At 55.3% G+C, this 17,851-nt stretch carries 18 protein-coding genes and 1 tRNA gene; 8 read left to right on the plus strand and 11 right to left on the minus strand.

From position 1 onward, the window contains the following. Positions 1-170 precede the first annotated feature (170 nt). Positions 171-656, plus strand: a complete 486-nt coding sequence (locus RYZ27_RS02980) for a transcriptional regulator (RefSeq protein WP_406680872.1) — start codon at positions 171-173, stop codon at positions 654-656. A 153-nt stretch (positions 657-809) separates the two neighbouring features. Here the strand turns inward: RYZ27_RS02980 and RYZ27_RS02985 are convergent, their stop codons facing one another. Together RYZ27_RS02985 and RYZ27_RS02990 are read right to left on the minus strand one after the other, a co-directional pair. After that, positions 810-1,808, minus strand: a complete 999-nt coding sequence (locus RYZ27_RS02985) for a PQQ-binding-like beta-propeller repeat protein (RefSeq protein WP_406680873.1) — start codon at positions 1,806-1,808, stop codon at positions 810-812. 186 nt (positions 1,809-1,994) lie between these two features. After that, positions 1,995-2,213, minus strand: coding sequence for a helix-turn-helix domain-containing protein (locus RYZ27_RS02990; RefSeq protein ID WP_406680874.1), 219 nt, complete (start codon positions 2,211-2,213; stop codon positions 1,995-1,997). Between the two features lie 96 nt (positions 2,214-2,309). Here RYZ27_RS02990 and RYZ27_RS02995 point away from each other — a divergent pair, with 96 nt between their 5' ends. Together RYZ27_RS02995 and RYZ27_RS03000 are read left to right on the plus strand one after the other, a co-directional pair. Beyond that, the gene (locus RYZ27_RS02995; protein WP_406680875.1) at positions 2,310-2,996 is read left to right on the plus strand and encodes a hypothetical protein; all 687 of its coding nucleotides are present in this window, start codon (positions 2,310-2,312) and stop codon (positions 2,994-2,996) included. A 230-nt stretch (positions 2,997-3,226) separates the two neighbouring features. Continuing rightward, positions 3,227-4,225, plus strand: a complete 999-nt coding sequence (locus RYZ27_RS03000) for an SDR family NAD(P)-dependent oxidoreductase (RefSeq protein WP_406680876.1) — start codon at positions 3,227-3,229, stop codon at positions 4,223-4,225. A 37-nt stretch (positions 4,226-4,262) separates the two neighbouring features. Here RYZ27_RS03000 and RYZ27_RS03005 read toward each other — a convergent pair. Beyond that, positions 4,263-4,339, minus strand: a tRNA-Arg gene (locus RYZ27_RS03005). Positions 4,340-4,448: 109 nt separating this feature from the next. Between RYZ27_RS03005 and RYZ27_RS03010 the strand changes: the two genes are divergently transcribed. After that, positions 4,449-5,432, plus strand: a complete 984-nt coding sequence (locus RYZ27_RS03010; RefSeq protein WP_406680877.1) for a TraB/GumN family protein — start codon at positions 4,449-4,451, stop codon at positions 5,430-5,432. On the opposite strand, the gene RYZ27_RS03015 is transcribed toward RYZ27_RS03010, so the two are convergent. Then, positions 5,429-6,145: an SDR family NAD(P)-dependent oxidoreductase gene (locus RYZ27_RS03015; RefSeq protein ID WP_406680878.1), complete on the minus strand. Its 717-nt coding sequence runs from the start codon at positions 6,143-6,145 to the stop codon at positions 5,429-5,431. The genes RYZ27_RS03010 and RYZ27_RS03015 overlap by 4 nt on opposite strands. Before the next feature lie 117 nt (positions 6,146-6,262). On the opposite strand from RYZ27_RS03015, the gene recJ reads away from it, so the two are divergent. Next, entirely contained in the window at positions 6,263-8,047 is a 1,785-nt protein-coding gene (gene recJ / locus RYZ27_RS03020) for a single-stranded-DNA-specific exonuclease RecJ (RefSeq protein WP_406680879.1), read from the plus strand. Here recJ and RYZ27_RS03025 read toward each other — a convergent pair. From RYZ27_RS03025 to RYZ27_RS03055, 7 genes are all read right to left on the minus strand, one after another. After that, on the minus strand, positions 8,044-8,817 hold the full coding sequence (locus tag RYZ27_RS03025; protein WP_406680880.1) for an alpha/beta hydrolase: 774 nt from the start codon (positions 8,815-8,817) through the stop codon (positions 8,044-8,046). The genes recJ and RYZ27_RS03025 overlap by 4 nt on opposite strands. Before the next feature lie 66 nt (positions 8,818-8,883). Continuing rightward, positions 8,884-9,381 carry an RNA pyrophosphohydrolase gene (locus RYZ27_RS03030; protein ID WP_406680881.1) on the minus strand — a complete coding sequence of 166 codons (498 nt, stop codon included), beginning with the start codon at positions 9,379-9,381 and terminating at the stop codon, positions 8,884-8,886. Next, positions 9,378-10,646 carry a divergent polysaccharide deacetylase family protein gene (locus tag RYZ27_RS03035; RefSeq protein WP_406680882.1) on the minus strand — a complete coding sequence of 423 codons (1,269 nt, stop codon included), beginning with the start codon at positions 10,644-10,646 and terminating at the stop codon, positions 9,378-9,380. Before RYZ27_RS03035 ends, RYZ27_RS03030 begins: the two co-directional genes overlap by 4 nt. Before the next feature lie 168 nt (positions 10,647-10,814). Continuing rightward, the gene (locus RYZ27_RS03040) at positions 10,815-12,134 is read right to left on the minus strand and encodes a S41 family peptidase (protein ID WP_406680883.1); all 1,320 of its coding nucleotides are present in this window, start codon (positions 12,132-12,134) and stop codon (positions 10,815-10,817) included. Positions 12,135-12,162: 28 nt separating this feature from the next. Beyond that, positions 12,163-13,386: a murein hydrolase activator EnvC family protein gene (locus tag RYZ27_RS03045; protein ID WP_406680884.1), complete on the minus strand. Its 1,224-nt coding sequence runs from the start codon at positions 13,384-13,386 to the stop codon at positions 12,163-12,165. A gap of 48 nt (positions 13,387-13,434) precedes the next feature. Next, entirely contained in the window at positions 13,435-14,412 is a 978-nt protein-coding gene (locus RYZ27_RS03050; protein ID WP_406680885.1) for an SIS domain-containing protein, read from the minus strand. Beyond that, a complete protein-coding gene (locus RYZ27_RS03055; RefSeq protein ID WP_406680886.1) occupies positions 14,413-14,994 on the minus strand; it encodes a hypothetical protein in 582 nt (193 codons plus the stop codon). Between the two features lie 158 nt (positions 14,995-15,152). Between RYZ27_RS03055 and RYZ27_RS03060 the strand changes: the two genes are divergently transcribed. From RYZ27_RS03060 to purU, 3 genes are read left to right on the plus strand one after another with little or no spacing between them, the layout of a single operon-like run. Next, a complete protein-coding gene (locus RYZ27_RS03060; protein WP_406680887.1) occupies positions 15,153-16,241 on the plus strand; it encodes an AGE family epimerase/isomerase in 1,089 nt (362 codons plus the stop codon). Between the two features lie 28 nt (positions 16,242-16,269). After that, positions 16,270-16,983, plus strand: a complete 714-nt coding sequence (gene gpmA / locus RYZ27_RS03065) for a 2,3-diphosphoglycerate-dependent phosphoglycerate mutase (RefSeq protein ID WP_406680888.1) — start codon at positions 16,270-16,272, stop codon at positions 16,981-16,983. After that, positions 16,980-17,834 carry a formyltetrahydrofolate deformylase gene (gene purU, locus RYZ27_RS03070; RefSeq protein WP_406680889.1) on the plus strand — a complete coding sequence of 285 codons (855 nt, stop codon included), beginning with the start codon at positions 16,980-16,982 and terminating at the stop codon, positions 17,832-17,834. Before gpmA ends, purU begins: the two co-directional genes overlap by 4 nt. Positions 17,835-17,851: the final 17 nt, after the last annotated feature.

Genomic DNA, 17,851 nt, shown 5'->3' on the forward strand with positions numbered 1-17,851 from the left:
TGAACCAGTGGTATTCGTATTCGGGTCAATGAAATGGTGTCCTTTTCCGGTTTGACTGATAAGTGCGTAATCAGCTGAGAAAAGCAATTGAAGACGGTTGAAGTTTGTTGAAGTCGCCTGAATTCAAAGGGTAAAGGGGCGTATCAGTTTCGAAACGCGCAGGTGAGCTTTTGAATTATAAATGTTCCGGATTAGAGATTGATACGACCTCAGGCGTCGTCTCTAAAGATTCCGAACGAGTCCTACTGAGTGGCCTCAACTTAGCGCTCTTGACTGCGCTCTTGCAGGCTTCTCCGAACAGGCTTTCGCACGAGGACTTGATGCGGATGGTTTGGCAAAGAGAAGTGGTTTCCGATGCGACGATTGCGAAACGCATTTCCTTGCTTCGCGAAGCTCTTAGCAAGTTGGGCGCGGATGGTAATTTTATCAAAACCTTTCCCCACAAGCATTATGGATTGTCTCACCCCGTCGTGGTGGAGCAATCTGACGACACGTCGGCAACATCTCCGTATTCCACGTTGCGAATTGCGGTAGCGATATCAGGACTCTTGATTGTCTCAATTGTCTCTCTCGTAGCGCTTTTGTCTTTGCAAGAAACGGAGCCGGCGCGATTAACAGACCCCGAAACGGGACTAGAGCTGATCGCGCCTAATTGAGCTGCAACATGCTTTCTTGGTTTGGGATTTCCCATTCTCTCAGTCGCTCAACATCAACTCAAAAAAATCGTATTCGAGCGACCAATTTGGGGCGAGTTAAGGACGCTCGGAAAATTTCTGACCCAACGGCTGCATATGGACCATTTTGAGTTGCTACCTGATCCTGCCTCTTAAACAATCTCGCGATGCTGCCACCAGAAGTCCATCCTGTGTGGGCGACAGTCCATACCCTTCTTTGAAATATGGTACTTTGACGGTTTGCTCGACCGCCCCCGAAAGGGTGTTCACAAACTGACATTTCCCGTCTTCTGTCAAAACGAGTATTTGCCCTTCAACACCTATCACGCTTGAGCGGATTTTGGCGGAAAGATCCAAATGCCAGGAAACGTTTAGTTTAGGTTTGAGCTTTCTGAACAGCCCGCGTTTTTCTCCTTTCACAAGTAGCGACGCGACATGACCACGCTGCGATGCCACGACGACCTCGCCGCTCGAAACGACAGGTCGCTGGGAAACTTCGCTCGACTCCGTGAGATTATAGCTGTCGATTGGTCGCCCATTGTCGAGATCAAAAACTGCTACGTGATTTCGGCTACCAACAAATATGAAATCTCCCAAAATGGCAGGGCAGTACAGAATATCGTTGTGCTCTGTCTGCCATACCAATTTACCCGTCTCTGCATTGGTACAATAAAGGAAATAGCGCCACTCGCCGAATTTCTTTGTGACGCCAACGCTATGAACTATGAAACGGGAGCATTCACTCGCTGCCAAACCATAGCAATGACCGCCATTTTCAAACTCCCAGCAGACTGTGCCCGATTGGCAATCAATGGCTCTAGTGAAATTTGATTGGCCGGCTATTTCAGCATAAACAAATTGGTCTTGGTTCAAGATCCCTTGCCAAAGGTTTCTTTCTGAGGGTCGTGTCCCCCAACACAATTGCCCATGCATGTCGATCTTGAACACATGGCCACTAAAGCTGGTGAGATAAACAAAACCATCCAGCGAAATAGACGGCTCCGCAAAGAAATGCTCATGATCGAACCGCCAGAGCTCTTTACCTGTGTCCAACTCTACGCCGACGAGAGTGCCACTGAACTTACTGTCTTGTCCGTGATTGATTGTTAGAATGGCACGATCTTCATGGATCAACGGGCGTCTATGCGAAACTGATCTCGCGCCCTTTAATCCATACTTCCAAACGGTTTTCATAGTCTCGACCTTATGCGCGACAAACACCGTTTCAAGAAAATAGTTTTTGAGAGGCTGTTCTAGGGCGACTTAAGCCGCTCACCAACCTATTTCGGTTTATGGAGTTGGATGAAAGGCTGAGCTGACTTAGTCCGTTCGCTTGTCGTTCAGGAATATCGCCGGATGCACCCCCAGAGCTTCTGCGATTTTTCCTAACATCGCAACTGTCGGGTTGTATTCTCCACGTTCAATCCCGCCGAGATAGCGCATATCCATATCCGCCTTATGGGCCAGCTGTTCCTGACTCAGCCCAGCTTCTTTGCGAATTCGCCGAATGTTGAGGCCTACGACCTTTTCCCAAAACATTCAGCCAATTAGTTAAGGCCTACGCAACCTCTCTAGGGTATATATACCCTATTCTGAATTAAGCTGTGACCAGCGAAACCTTAGAAGGAGGTTGGAATGAGATTGTTCAAGCACTTAGCGATGGTCGGTTTTGCCGCGCATCTTTCAATAACGGCCAACGCCCAATCTATTATCTGGCCGGAGGCCAAAGGAAACGCGAATCAAGACGCGCGCGTTCAGATACATGTCGATAAGGCCAAAGAGGACTATGCGCGCGCGATGGAAGCGTCAAACCGTGCGCTTGGGTTAGTGGCCAATTTGAAAAACATGGAGATTCGTCAGGAACCCTACACCGAGGTAATTTCGGACGGTCTCGTGTTTAAAGGCATCAGCTTAGATCAAAGCCCCACGAACAGTTACAAGGTCATTGCTGGATCGATGCGATATCCAGGAGGGGCGACAGCGGAAGGAGCTTTTTCTTATGTGTCATACCCTACTATTCCAAATTGGGGTGACGTCGTTCTGATCGCGAGCGAAGCAAGTCCAATTGAGACTTTTGTAGGTGAAATGGCCCGCGCTGGCAGTCCCGAGGCAAGCCTCAGTGAGGGTGTTGTGGCTTTAAAAAATGGCGATCAGTTTACTGGCCTGTTCTACTCTCGCGAAGGGGCTTCCGGTGTTTATGAGCGAGCTGACGGACACATGACGTTTACCGGCGACCTCGGCTACAACGGATACAGTTTCAGTTTTGAAAACGGTATTGTCCAAGATGCCGACGAAAACCTAGTCGCGGTGATCCTCGACTAATCTAGAGTACATCCGAGCATTGTTGAATGCGGGGCAAAGTCACCTTTTGTTCATGGCAAAGCATAGGTGTGCAGAAGTGCCCCGCATGGTCATAACCTATTGATCCGGTTCGGATTCCTCCGTCTCCCCCGAACCACCAATAACCACAAGTGTATCAGAATTGCCCCTAGGGGACCTATAGCTATTGCGGCTTGTCGCACTAAACTTTCTTTCAACAAGGGAGCCGCGTGATGACAAAACCCATTAATCTTGATCGCCGCCAATTGATGCTGGGGGCTGGCTTGGCCGCGACCGCCTTTGCAGCCAGAGGTGCCACCGCGCAGGGCGAGGCCACAGAGCCGGACTTGACCGGGGTGTCCATCCTGATCACAGGCAGTTCGTCTGGCTTTGGTCGTCTCGGTGCCGAGCATTATGCTCGCCTCGGTGCCAAGGTCTTCGCCACGATGCGCAACCTGCCCAGACCAGAAGCCGATGAGTTGACGACCCTGGCAACAGAGGAAAATCTCGATATCACGGTGCTTGAGATTGATGTGACCTCTGATGAACAGGTTGCATCTGGTGTCGCGGCTGCCTTGGCGGCTAATGATGGCAAGCTGGATGTCCTGATCAACAATGCCGGGATTGCTTATGCTGGTCCGATCGAAGTGCAGGATATGGCGGCAACGCAGCTCATCTTTGATACCAATGTTTATGGGCCGCACAGGATGGCCCGTGCGGTTCTGCCGGCCATGCGCGCGGCCGGGGCTGGGCAGATTTTCAATGTGTCATCCCAACTCGGTCGCCTCGTCATTCCGGGCTTTGGCCAGTACTCCCCAAGCAAGTTTGCGCTCGAAGCCATGAGCGAACAGATGGCGTATGAAACCGTTGCACAGGGTATCGAGGTGACGATTATTCAACCCGGTGGCTACCCGACTGAAATCTGGGAAAATCAGGTCGCCTTGTCGAAGGATCTCAAGGCGCGGCTACCTGAAGAATTGCTTGCAGCCTATCCGACAATGACCGCAGGGATGGGGTCTGGCGATGGCGGGGGCGGCACCACAGACCCGATGGATATTCCGCGCGCGATTGCAGAGATTATTGCCATGCCAGCCGGAACACGCCCGCTGAGACGCGCTGTCCATCCCGTGGCCCGTCCACAAGAGCCAATCAATGAGGTTTCCGCCCAACAACAACTCGCCATGCTTGGAAACTCCGGATATGGGCCAATGATCAAGGCTGTATTGGAATAGATTGAGGGTGTTCGTAGAGCGCTCGTATGATCTTGAATGGCGCACCCAGCAGGATTCGAACCTGCGACCTCTGCCTTCGGAGGGCAGCACTCTATCCAGCTGAGCTATGGGTGCGTTATGTCTCCCAATACGGGAAGCCTTGCGCGCTGGCAATTCCTTCTCTGAACTCTTGGCAGGGGAAAATGCGACGTTACACAGATAGGACTGAAAACGGAGATTTCTTATGCTGCGTCTATCCCACCTTTTGAGCATGGCCTTGCTCGGTCTTTCCCTTATTGTTGGGTGTACGCCGGGGACCGTTGAGCCAACGCAATCAGAACGCCCAAGCCTGGACGAGATACGTGCAGAATATCAGGTCGCTTTAGCCAAAGCGCAGGCGACAAACGGACCTGGCAGTCCGGCCCTTTGGTCGCTCGCGGATGAGGATACAACCATCTATATGTTCGGGACGGTTCACTTGCTGCGCCCGGAGCTGGAATGGCGGTATCCTATTTTTGATGAGGCTTTGGCTGCAGCCGATACCGTGATCTTTGAAGTCGATATGGAAAGCCCGGAGGCGCAGCAGGCGCTGATGACGGATTTCATGGCGCGCGGTATGTATCAGGATGGGCGAACCTTGCGCGAGGTGCTGAATGAAGCCGATGAAGCGGTCATTGAGGCGGCGATGGACAAAGTTGGTGTACCGCTGGACGCTTTTAACACACAAGAACCGTGGATGGCGGGCATTAGTCTCGTGGCGATGAAAATGGTTGCTGATGGTTTTGACCCTAATTCAGGGGTTGAGAAAGTTATTCAGGCCGACGCTCAGACCATGGGCAAAGCCTTTGCCTATCTGGAGTCGATCTCTGAACAGGCCGATGCGTTTGATCTGTTGCCGGAAGAGGCTCAGATCGAGTTGCTGTATGGCGCAGCCATCGGGTTGGATGATAGTGCCGCCATGCTGGATGATATGGTCGCTGAGTGGGCGGACGGCGATGTCGCTGGTCTGGGTATTTTGGTGGCCGATCCGGACGGTATGGGCTTTTCCAAAGCGATGTATGACTCGGTTCTGGTGGAGCGCAATCGCAAATGGATCCCGCGAATTGAGGCGCTGCTGGAAGATCCTGGTACGGTTCTGGTGGCGGTCGGGTCAGGGCATTTTGCCGGTCCGGACAGTGTGATCCTGATGCTGGAAGACAAGGGCTATACGGTTGAACGCCTGAACTAGGCCGGGATTTCCTTGCCCGCCCAATCGAAAGCTTTGCCGCTATCGTCCGGTGTCAGGCCTGCGATGACATTGAGCAGGTAGCTGGCTGATTGCTCGGGCGTGAACAATTGCTTGTCTGGCACGTTCGATTGGAAGGGTTTGGAGAGGTTCGTATCGACCGTTCCGGGGTGAAGGCTGACGGCGATGAAGTTTTCGTTACGCCGTTTCTGTTCGATCGCGAAATTGCGGATCAGCATATTTAGAGCCGCTTTCGAAGCGCGATAGCTGTGCCAGCCGCCGGCGCGATTGTCGCTGATCGATCCGACGCGGGCAGAGAGCGCGGCAAACACAGCACGTCCACGACGGGGCATAATGGGCAAAAAGTGTTTCGCGACTAGCGCCGGGCCAAACGTGTTGATCGCAAAGACACGTTCAAAGGCTTGAGCGCTCTGATGGCGGAAACTTTTTTCAGGCTGCAGGATTTGTCCATCAAAGAGAATGCCGCTGGCAACAATCGCGAGGTCAGGCGCGCCTATGGCTTTGACACGCTCTGCAGCTGCGGCAATGCTGCTCTCATCGGTCAGATCGATCTGACCGGGTTTGATGACTTCATGGCTTGGCCCACTGCCCGAGCGGGAAAGCGCATGAACGCATTCAATGCCTTCTCGAACGGCGAGAGCCTGCACAAACGCAGCGCCAATACCGCCGCTCGCGCCAATAATCACAGCCTGCATGATCAGCCTCCTTCACCATGTGAAGCTAGAGCCCATTCGCTCAGGACAAGGGCTACAGCGGCAAAGGGGCTGTGACAGGGGCTTCTGCCCAAGCCCGACTCCGGCCTATACTTCTGGATGCCTTATGAAACCGCTTCCACGCCTTTTGTCCCCGTTTCCCATGGCGGACGGTTCTGGACATTGCGTCAGCCCGATGAAGCAGCGGTTCGCGCGTTGACCCCGCATTTGCAGGGCGAAGATTTGCTGGCGCGCCTGTTGACGACGCGTGGCATTGCGCCGGAAGAGGTGGAGACATTCCTCAATCCGACTCTGCGCGCCTTGTTTCCTGACCCAGCCAGTTTTCAGGATATGATGAAAGCGGCAGGGTTGGTGCTCGATGCGCTTGTCGATGGTCGGAACGTTACGGTGTTCGCCGATTATGATGTTGATGGCGGGACGAGTTCTGCGATCCTTGCTCGCTATTTCAGGGCTTGGGGGCGGGAGATTGGTCTCTATGTCCCGGATCGTCTTACCGAAGGCTATGGGCCAAGCCCCGCGGCTTTCCGGCACCTGAAAGAGATAGGATCTGATCTCGTCATCACTGTCGATTGCGGTGCGGCAGCGGTCGATGCGCTGGCAGAGGCCGAAGCCATTGGCCTGCCTGTTATCGTGATTGACCACCACCTGATGGGCAAAACGCCCCCGGCTTGCGCCGCTTTGGTCAACCCGAACCGCGCTGATGATGAAAGCGGGCAAGGGCATCTGGCCGCAGCGGGTGTCGTCTATGTGTTTGCGGCGGCGCTAAACAAGCTCGCCCGTGAGCGCGGCATTGCGCCGGAAGGGGGTTTGCCAAACATCCTTGAATGGCTCGACCTTTGCGCGCTGGGCACCCTATGTGACATGAGCCCCCTCAAAGGTGCGAACCGGGCCTTTGTGAAGCAGGGGCTGAAAGTCTTGTCTGCGGGTCAAAACACGGGGCTGCGAGCGCTTGCCGATGTGGCGGGGATTGGGACAATTGAAACGGTCTACCACGCGACTTTCGTTCTCGGCCCGCGGCTCAATGCAGGGGGGCGGGTTGGCGACCCCTGGCTCGCGGCGAAACTGCTCGCCACCGATGATCGCAGCGAAGCGTTAGCGCTTGCGGAGCGCCTGCACGGCCTGAATGATGAGCGTAAAGCCGTTGAGAACGCGATCCTTGAACAGGCCAGTGTTGAGGCGCAAAAAACGCTCGATGCCAATCCTGATGCTGGGGTTTTGATCGCGGCGGGCGAAGGCTGGCATCCAGGTGTGATCGGGATCGTCGCCGGGCGGTTGAAAGATCGCTTCCATCTGCCTGCTATCGTGATTGGCTGGGGCGAGGGGCTTGGGCCTGTCGCGAAAGGGTCCGCGCGCTCTGTGCATGGCGTGAATATTGGCGATGCCATTGCTGCGGCTGCCAAAGATGGTGTGATCCTATCCGGGGGCGGTCACGCCATGGCGGGCGGTTTAAGCCTTGAGCCGGAGCAGTTACCGGCCTTACGGGACTGGATGGACGCACACATGGCTGAGTTTGCTCAGGAGCGGGCGGCGGCCAAAGAGCTGACCATTGATGCCCTGCTTGCCACCTCACAGGTTCGGCCCGACCTCTATGACGCCATCGGCACACTCGGCCCGTTTGGACAAGGCGCACCCGAGCCGATTTTTGCGCTTAAAGACGTCGAGATTACGCACACGCGCCCAATTGGCGAGAACCACCTCAAGCTCACTGTAGAAGATGCAGGGGGGCGGGTTGAGGCACTGGTCTGGCGCTGCATGGGCACACCGCTTGGAGATGCGCTGATGCAACGTGGCCGCGTGCACTTGGCGGGGAAGCTCAAGGATAATGAATGGAATGGCCGCCGCACAGCCCAGTTCGATGTGATCGATGCCGCCCCTGCGGATTAGCTGACCTTACTATCCAGCCAGTCAATCATGTCACTGATCACCTGATCTGTGCCGGGTTCGTCGACAATCCAGTGGGCATTGCTGGCATATTCTGAATAGTCGCCCGGAACGCTGGCGCGAGCATATTTTGCGCCCACGTTGCGCACAGCCTTGATCACGGTTGCGCGGTCTTTCTTTGCGCCAATGGTCAGGGTTGGGACGGTGATCTTGCTTTCATCAATCGGGCCGGGTTCACTGAGTTGCTCATACACGCGGCCACTATCGAACAGGGCGCCTGCATAGATTTCTGCATGCCGGGATTTTGGAACACAGTTGAGGACGCCCCATGAGAATCCGTTCGGGCCAACCTTGAAGACCCCACCGGGTACATTCTTGCGGCCAACTTTCAGGATGCTCCAGAAGGTCCGCAGGACACGCAGGTCCGTCACTGTGCAGCCTTCGGGTTGGGCAGGGGTCAGGAAGATCCCGGCTTTGGCAAGACCCGCTTCGGTCAGCTTCTGTGCAATCAGTCCGCCCATGGAGTGACCGATAATCACTGGTGCCTCGCCATTCGTGGCTGCCATCTCGCGGGCTTTCTCGGCCATGGCTTCGACATAGTCATCCAGCGTCAGATCGGCGAGGCCGTCTGGCGGGGAGTCCTGCGTCCGAAATTGCGGGAACAGGGTAGGGGCTTCACACGTCCAGCCAGCCATTTCAAAGCCCTGGCGCATCCGGCCCCAGACCTCACCGCCACATCCGACGCCGTGTATCATGAGCATGGTCTTCGCCATGGCTTGCCCTCCCTGAAATTCTTATCTTTCAGGGACGATAGGCCAATTTGCCTGTTTGCAAAGAGGTTAAGCTTTGACGGGCTTGGTCCATTGAATAAAGCGCTCGGCCACTTCCTGATAAACCGGGCGTTTGAAGGGGACGATCAGGTCTGGAATCTCACTCAAATGCGCCCAGCGCCAAGCATCAAATTCAGGTGTATGCTTATCGAGCCGCACATCGCTGTCTGATCCGCGGAAGCGAAGGGCAAACCATTTCTGGCGCTGGCCAAGATATGGACCGCCCATACGTTTGCGCAGATCTGTCGGGAAATCATAGTAGAGCCAGTCCTCGGTCTCTTCGAGTATATCGACCAGTTTCGGGGCAACCCCGATTTCTTCTTCCAGCTCACGCAGTGCCGCTTCGTGTGGCGCTTCGCCTTTGTCAACGCCGCCTTGCGGGAGTTGCCACTGAAAGGCGCCGCGACCGTTTATACGTCGCCCAACAAAAACATGTCCGGCTGCTGAAAAGACAGCCAGACCAACATTGGCGCGATAACGCGATGGATCACGAATGGGCTCACTCACGGAGCAGGTTGTAGAGGCTTGGCCGATGTTTGCACAGGCTTGGCCTGCGTCTTGTTCTGGCGGGCATAGTGAGAGGCCGGGGCCAGAAGGATACCCTTTTGCTCCAATTGCTCCGTCCAGGTTTTGATCATGTCAATGCTGATGGGGTAGGCAAAAGCGGTGCCCAGAGCCGCGCCATTGTCGAGGGCCTGTGCTTCCAGGAACATGAGCTGTGTTTCAATCGGATCACCTTCCGGGCGGGCATCAATAACGGTTTCAGACCGGGCAAAGGTCAGACCTTGCTCGCTGGCAACATCTTCAAACACCGCGTTTAGCAGACTGCCATCCTCAAAGAAGGCCAGTCCCTTATCGGAGAGGGCATCGAAAATCACATTGCTAGCGTCATTGCTGGTGGCGAATTTCCCGCCCTGATAATTGATCACGCCAGCATAGCTGCCCACACGGCTGAGCAGGATGTCCAGGCGTTGACGGTTCAGACTCTCGCTGGCTGCAACCTGCAGAACCTGCGGGTGTGGACGCGGGCGGCCATAGTCAAATGGCTCCATTGGCAGCTCAATCAGAACCTCATGGCCATCAGCGCGGGCTTGGCGAACCCAGCTTCTGAGGTTTTTAGCGCCGGGTGCAAAGGACAGAGTGACGTCAGCAGGTAACTCTTGAATAGCTGCCTGTGTATGACGCCAGTGAATCCCTAAACCGCCAACAATGACGGAAACGGTGGGTTTGCCTTCAGGGTTTTCGAACGGTCGCGAATAGCGCGCAAAGGGCGTGTTATCGTCAATGGGTGTTGCCGTTTGAGCGGTGGCCGCAGGCGGCGGTGTCACCTCGATGGACGTCGCGATACTGCCTTCGCCCTCGACCTGGCTGAAGGATTGTCCCGGCTCGACGAGCTTGCCGTTAATGCGGATGCCGCCTGATTGCGGCGTTGCGGCGGCCTGTGTCGGGCTTGGTGCGCGTTCCCCATAGGTCACGCCCAGAGAGGGTTCAGAGGTCGCGTCTGCTATCCTGTCAGGCACCGTGAGCGATGCGATAACCCGTTCAGTGTCAGCAGGGTCTCCGGCCAGTCGCGTTTTCAGGGTTGGGGAGACATCGCCATCTTCATTGAACAGGGCAATTTCGACACGCGGACTACCCGCATCTGCATCTCCGGTCAGGTGGATCAAACCACCTGCGCCGCCGAATACGACGGCAAGCGTCGCAAGGCTCAGCCCCCCGTGCAGAAAACCAGCTTTGAGCGGGGAGGGGTCTTTGGGAACACGCGCCGTCATGGTCTCTCGGTTTCTCTATTATTTCTGCAAACTCAAAGTGTAGCGTGCGAATGGTTAAGGGATCGCAAACTCTTATTAACCATTGGGCTGGTTCGGCGGCTTTGCCCATCAAAAAAGCCGCCCGGAATGGACGGCTTTGTGGATGTTTCGAGGGCGATTCGAAATGGATTATCCGGCGCGAATATCACCGCTGGCCAGTACACGCTCAGCGCGCAGAAGCTCTAGGGCGCGCTCAAGCTGATAATCCTCACCTTCATAGCCTTCTGGCGGCATATCTTCCGGGACGTGCGGTAAAACGCGTTCAGTCCCGTCTTCATTGCCAAGTGAGTTTGGCAGGTCGATTTCCGTATAGCGGCGGATCTTGGCGAGGTCTTCTTCGCTGAGGCGTGCATTAGCGACCTCCAGATCAGGTTCGATCCCGGTGGCCTGAATGGAGCGCCCGGCAGGTGTATAATACCGTGCAGTGGTCAGGCGGATGGCCCCGCGCTCTGCCCCGAGCGGAATAACCGTCTGGACCGAGCCTTTACCAAAGCTGGTCATGCCAAGAACAGTGGCGCGATCGCGATCCTGCAGAGCGCCAGCAACAATCTCAGAGGCGGAAGCTGAGCCTTCATTGATCAGCACAATGATCGGCACATTGCGAAACTCTTCGCCATTGCGGGCATTATAGCGCGCAACATCGCCATCGCGACGCCCGATGGTGGAAACGACTTCCCCACCAGACAGGAAAAGATCGCTTACGGTAATTGCCTGATCGAGCAGGCCACCGCCATTATTGCGTAAGTCCAAAATCAGGCCTTTCGGGCGGGCACCAATCTCTTCACGCGCGGCCTCAAGAGCTTCTTCGAGCAGGATGGTCGTGCGTTCATTAAAGGTCGAGATCCTGAAATAAGCGATATCATCTTCTTCAGCGCGCCAGGTGACAGACTTGGGCTGAATAACCTCACGGGTCAGGACCACATCAAAAGGGTCCGTGCCTTCGCGAAGGACGGTTACGGTCAAATCCGTACCGGGTGCACCGCGCATGCCGCGTACAGCATCGTCTAGGTTCAGGCCGACAATTGGCTGGCCATTGATAGCGGTTAACAAGTCACCAGGCTCAATCCCTGCACGGCTGGCTGGGGTATCATCCATCGGCGTCACGACTTTCACAAAGCCATCTTCCTGCGTCACTTCAATGCCAAGGCCGCCATACTCCCCGGACGTGGAGACTTGCATGCGGTCAAAATCTTCGGGTGAGAGGTAAGCAGAGTGTGGGTCCAGAGAGCCGAGCATGCCATCAATCGCGGCTTCAATGGCTTCAACCTCATCAATCTCTTCAACATAGTCAGCTTTGGCGCGAGCAAGGACATCGGTGAACAGATCGAGCTGCTGATAGGTGGCCAGTCGCCGATCCTGCTTGGTGTCAGGCCAGGCAACAGCCGTCACCCCAACGGCAACAGCGCCCATCACAACCCCAATTGCAGCTCCGGTCAGCATGGCTCTCATCAGGCAACTCCTCGTGCTGCGGTCTCAATCAACCGCCTTTCATCCATCGGGCCGGGTTCATCGGCTTACCATCTTTGCGGACCTCAAGGCTGAGTTCCGGTTCTGGCATTGCGCGATTCGCCATGCGCGCCACGGGCTCACCCCGCTTCACACTCTGACCCACAGTGACATAGCTTTCGGCCATGCCACTGAGAAGAATATGGTAACCATCGCTGGTCTCGACAATCAAGAGCTGACCATAAGTTCTGAACGCATCCGCATACACAACACTGCCATCAATTGGCGCGGTGACCTGTGCGCCGCTGCGTGTTGCAATCACAAGGCTTTCAGATTTGCCACCGCCAACGGTTTTGTCGCCCCAACCGCGGATAAGCCGACCGGCGGCTGGTCGTGACAGGCCGCCAAGCAGGTTGGAAGACAGATCGCGGCTTGGTCGAGGCGTTGCCGCAGAAGGCAGACGGCGTGGCGCATCTGTCCGCGTCGTGGTTCGTGCGGCCAGTTGCAGATTGGGTTTCAGACCCGGTGTGGAAGGCGCATCGCGTTCAATCGCGGCCAGCAGGTCCCGGATTGTGTCGGCCTCGCGACCGAGCAACACAGCGCGATCACGAAGTGACTTTGCATCGCCGCTGACATCTTCGAACGCCGCGCGTTTAGCGGCCGTCATTTGCAGGATCTCAGCTTCCTTCAGTGCCAGCGTCGCTTCAGCAGCTTCCAGCCGCGCGCGTTCGCGCTTGATCTGACGTTCGAGACGGCGAAGGTCGGCAATTTCTTCGGCAAGTGCATCGGTTCGGGCTTGAACACGTGGGGTGGCATCCCCCATCAGGATGGCTGCGCGAATGGCAGCATTGGCATTGCCGGGAGAGGTCACCAGAGCCGGAGGACGATGGCGGCCAGATACAGCCAGTGAAGCCACCAGCCCTTGCAGGGCCTCTTCCCCTTCGACCAGCTCACGACGCGCTGATCCAAGCCGCGCAGACAGAGAGACAAGCTTTAGCTCAGAGGCGGTGGCCTGTTCTTCGCGGCGCTGGCTTTCCATGGCGGCGCTGATCAGTTCGGCCTCAAGGTCGCCAAGATCACGTCTGACCGCGGTTTCAGCCGCTTCCAAAGCCTGTAGCTGAGCGAGAGCTGCATCGCGTTCGGTTTCCAGACGTGACAGCTCATCCCGTGTTACCTCAGCCCGCTGAGGCAGGGCCGGCGTAACCGTAAAGGCCGACATGGCCAGGGTCAGAGCTGAAACGCGGAGCAGTCGCATACTTCCATTATGCCACGCAGAGGGTGAGCGGGGAATTAATGGTTTGGGTTAAACCACACCGGCTTTGAGCAAGTCATGCATATGCAGGATTCCGATCGGACGAGTGTCTGCTGCATTGCTGTCTACGACGACCAGTTGGGTGATGCGTTTCTCATTCATCAAAGCGAGCGCTTTGCTCGCCAAGGTATCAGGGGTCACAGTGATCGGTTGCGTGCTCATCACCTCATCAACGGTCTCCGGCACTTTGCCCTGAGCCAGAACCCGGCGGACATCGCCATCGGTGATCATGCCGACCAGAGATGTCTCTTTTGTCACCGCCAGGCACCCCTTGGTGCCCTCTGAAAGGACCTTAAGTCCCTCTGAAAGCGCTGTACCGACAGGGACAACAGGGACTTTATCCCCCATCAAATCCCCGACCGTGCGCAACATGGCGCCAAGCTTGCCGCCGGGGTGGAAGACCTTGAAATCTTCTCCGGTAAAGCCGCGCTGTTCCAACACGGCAACAGCCAAAGCGTCCCCCATTGCCATGCTGAGCGTGGTCGATGTGGTTGGGGCTTTGGTCTCGCCGCAGGCTTCTTTGAAGTCCGGAATGGTCAGGCAGATATTTGCCGCCCGACCTAGGGCTGAGTTTTGAACAGCGGTTAGAGCAATCAGCGTTATGCCAAAGCGACTTGTATATTCGATGAGGTCTGAAAGCTCTTTTGTCTCTCCAGACCGGCTGAGCGCGATCACGACATCTTGTCTGGTGACCATGCCAAGGTCGCCATGGGAGGCCTCTGTGGGATGAATGTAGAGGCTGGGTGTGCCGGTCGAGGCAAGCGTCGCGGCGATTTTGCGGGCGACATGGCCAGATTTGCCGACCCCAGTCAGGATAACCCGCCCGGATGCAGCGATACAGGCTGTAACCGCATCAACAAAGCTTTGATCCAGCGCCGCTGAAAGAGCATTCAGCGCATCACGTTCGATATCGACCACCCGCCTACCTGAGCTCAAGATTGTGGTCTTTACTGCTGTATCATCAGCCATTTATTTGCTCCATTCGCCCAGTCTGCGGAACTCGATTTCCCGAATTTCAACAATCGCAGGAAGCGTGCCGCCAACTGCTCTGATGCCGAAATAATCAATACCAATCGGGTCACCATCCGAGCGTGGTGGCGCATTGTAATCAAACCTGAAGCTTGTCCACTCATCGGTTAATTCAAAACGCTTCCACCCGCTGTCCCCAAACTCGCCTGTGGAATAAATCACTTCAAGGTTAGCACCTGACGCACTTCGAGCCTGAATGTAGCTCCTGACTGTTTGTCCGGAAAAAGCAACCTCTATATCGGAGTCTAACTTAAAATGAGGGCCCAGAATTGGGTCATCTTGTTGCTGACGTGACCTAGTGGTCAGCGTTAGAACATTGCGGCGTATTCTGGCTGTTACCTCCTGATTCAAGCCTTCAATTCGGTGGAAATCCAGACCTGTAATCGGGATGACGGCATAGTCTCCACTTGCCGCCCCGCCGATGGGACCTTCAGGGTAAATGTCTCGCTCAATCGATAAAGCCCCGACAATTACAAGCGTCGCAAAGAGGATTGCGATTGGAAAAAAGACCTTGTCATTCAAGCGTTTTTCTCCTTTGATCCCTGCACAGACGTGGGGGGCGGGCAGTTCCAACTGACCCGGTAGCAACGCTATCGGGTTAAGGCGAGACTGCAATGAAGACAAGCGTTGAAGTCACTGCTGAAGACCTGGCTGACCGGGCGAGACATGCGCGATCCTGGATGATGGAAGCGATGTTTCCGCTATGGGCTGAGGAAGGCGTTATGGAGAATGGTCTTTTTGCGGACAGACTAGACCTTAACCATCGCTATCTGTCAGCCGAAGAAAGTCGTGTCAGAGTGCAAGCGCGGCAAACCTATGTTTTTACCATAGCCATGGAGCTTGGTTGGGATCAGGATAAAGCGCGTAAACTTGTGGAACGAGGGGTGCACACTTTATCGAGGCGCGCACGATCCCCATTGGGGGCAGCAGGTCACTTGCTGTCGTTGAGAGATGTCCGTCTGCAAGGTTCTTACAGTGTCCTTTATGATACCGCTTTCGTCCTCTTTGCATTGGCCCAGGCACACCGTGTTGCAGGAACGACATTAGATCCGGCGTATGAGATTTTGACCGTTCTCGACAAGTATTTCTGGGACTTTGAGAACGGGGGGTATTTAGAAACCATTCCTCGTTTGAGTTATCGCGACCAAAATCCGCACATGCACTTGCTTGAGGCGTGTCACGCTCTGTTTCAGGCTGACCGCAGAACGATACACCTGATGCGTGCCAAGGAGATTATAGCCTTATTTGAAAAACACATGTTCGATGAAAAGAGTGGTGCTTTATGTGAATGGTTTACATTGGACTGGCAGCCTCTGTCTGAAGAAGCTTTCGATGTTATCGAACCTGGCCATCAGTTCGAGTGGGTCTGGCTGTTAAGGCAGCATGCGCTTCTATGCGGCGAAGATGAAACACATAGCCTCTACCCTTTATACAAAACAGGGTGTGCCAGTTTGTGTCCGAAGGGACATGTTTTTAATCGTGTCCGCCGCGATGGGCGGCCCATCGATAAGTCGCGGCGGACATGGCAGCAAACGGATGCGCTTAAAGCTCATTTGGCATTGTTTGAGCTAACGGGTGAACCGCTATATGCGGATCGTGCTGTTATGAGCTTTGATGTGCTGATGGACTCTTTTCTAACGCCGGAAGGCGGGTGGATTGACCATTTTGATGCGGAAGGGGACCCTGTTGTCGACAGCATGACAGCTGCGACAGGTTATCATGTCGTACTGGCCTTTCGGGAGTTAATGCGTGTAACAGGCATCTGTTGAGTTTTTTGCCATAAGTGAGAGCACGCCAATGACCACTCTGATTCTGACCCGCCATGGCCAAAGCCAGTGGAATCTCGACAACCGTTTTACCGGTTGGTGGGATGCGGACTTGACTGAAAAGGGCGAGGCTGAGGCGGTCAAAGGCGGGGCCTTGCTAAAGGCCGCAGGGATTGAGCCTGTCTATGCATTTACCAGCCTGCAGACCCGTGCCATTCGCACGCTATGGCTGAGCCTTGCGGCAATGGATCGGGCCTGGCTTCCGGTTGAGAAGCACTGGCGTTTGAATGAACGTCATTATGGCGGTCTGACTGGATTGGATAAGGCTGAAACAGCCGCCAAATATGGTGATGATCAGGTTCACATCTGGCGCCGGAGTTATGACATTCCACCGCCGCCCATGGCTGCCGATAGCCCGTACGATTTGTCATCTGACCCCCGCTATAAAGGCGTTGAAGTGCCAGAAGCTGAGAGCTTGAAATTAACCCTTGAACGCGTCTTGCCCTATTGGCGCGGGGCGATCGCGCCAGTTCTGCGCGATGGTAAGGACACAATCATTTCCGCGCATGGCAATTCCTTGCGGGCCTTGGTCAAACATTTGTTCCGGGTCTCGGATGACACAATTACCAGCGTTGAAATTCCGACGGGTAACCCGCTCGTCCTTGAGCTTGATAGCAATATGAGCCCGATCTCTGCGCGCTACCTTGATGAAGACCGCGCGAAGGCCTTGCCAGAACTACCATGAGCAGCGGAGAGTACATCCTGCGCGCGGCTGCCCCGGACGCTATTGGTATCCTCGCCGATGTCATGGGGCATTTGGCCAGTCACCGCCTAAATGTCATTGAAAGCCACGATTTCGGTGATCCGGAAACCAAGCGCTTCTTCATTTGGGCGCGGTTTCAGGCTGAGGATGGTTTCCAGCCCGCAGCCTTTGAAGATGGGTTTGGCGCATTGGCTGATCGCCGCCAGATTGATTGGTCGCTACGCCGGGCCGATGCGCAACCTAAGGCCCTGATCATGGTATCTAAGGGCGATCATTGCCTCAATGACCTCCTTTACCGACATCGGCGCGGGCGTTTAGGGGCGGACATTGTCGCTGTCGTGTCCAATCATCCCGATGGCAAATGGCATGCTGATCGCCATGACATTCCTTTCCATCATGTCCCGGTGACCAAGGACACGAAGGTTGAGGCTGAAAATCACCTTAAAGCGCTGATTGCCGAAACAGGCGCAGAGATCATCGTTCTGGCGCGTTATATGCAGATCCTCTCAAACGAGCTTTCGCGAGAGCTGGAGGGGCGGTGTATCAATATTCACCACTCTGCGCTGCCAAGCTTCAAGGGCGCACGCCCCTATCATCAGGCGCATGCGCGCGGGGTCAAACTGATGGGGGCAACGGCTCATTATGTCACTGCGGACCTCGATGAGGGGCCAATCATTGCGCAGGACGTTATGGCTGCAGATCATCGGATGACAGCCGAGCGGATGGTTGAGCTGGGTAAGGATGTGGAGGCGCGTGTTCTGGCGCGTGCGGTGAGCGCACATGCTGAGGGCCGGGTCTTTCTGAATGGTCACCGTACGGTTGTGTTTGAATGACCCCGGACCAGTTGCAT

The organism is Hyphomonas sp. FCG-A18, assembly GCF_045287255.1.
In the GTDB taxonomy this organism is placed as follows: Bacteria; Pseudomonadota; Alphaproteobacteria; order Caulobacterales; family Hyphomonadaceae; genus Henriciella.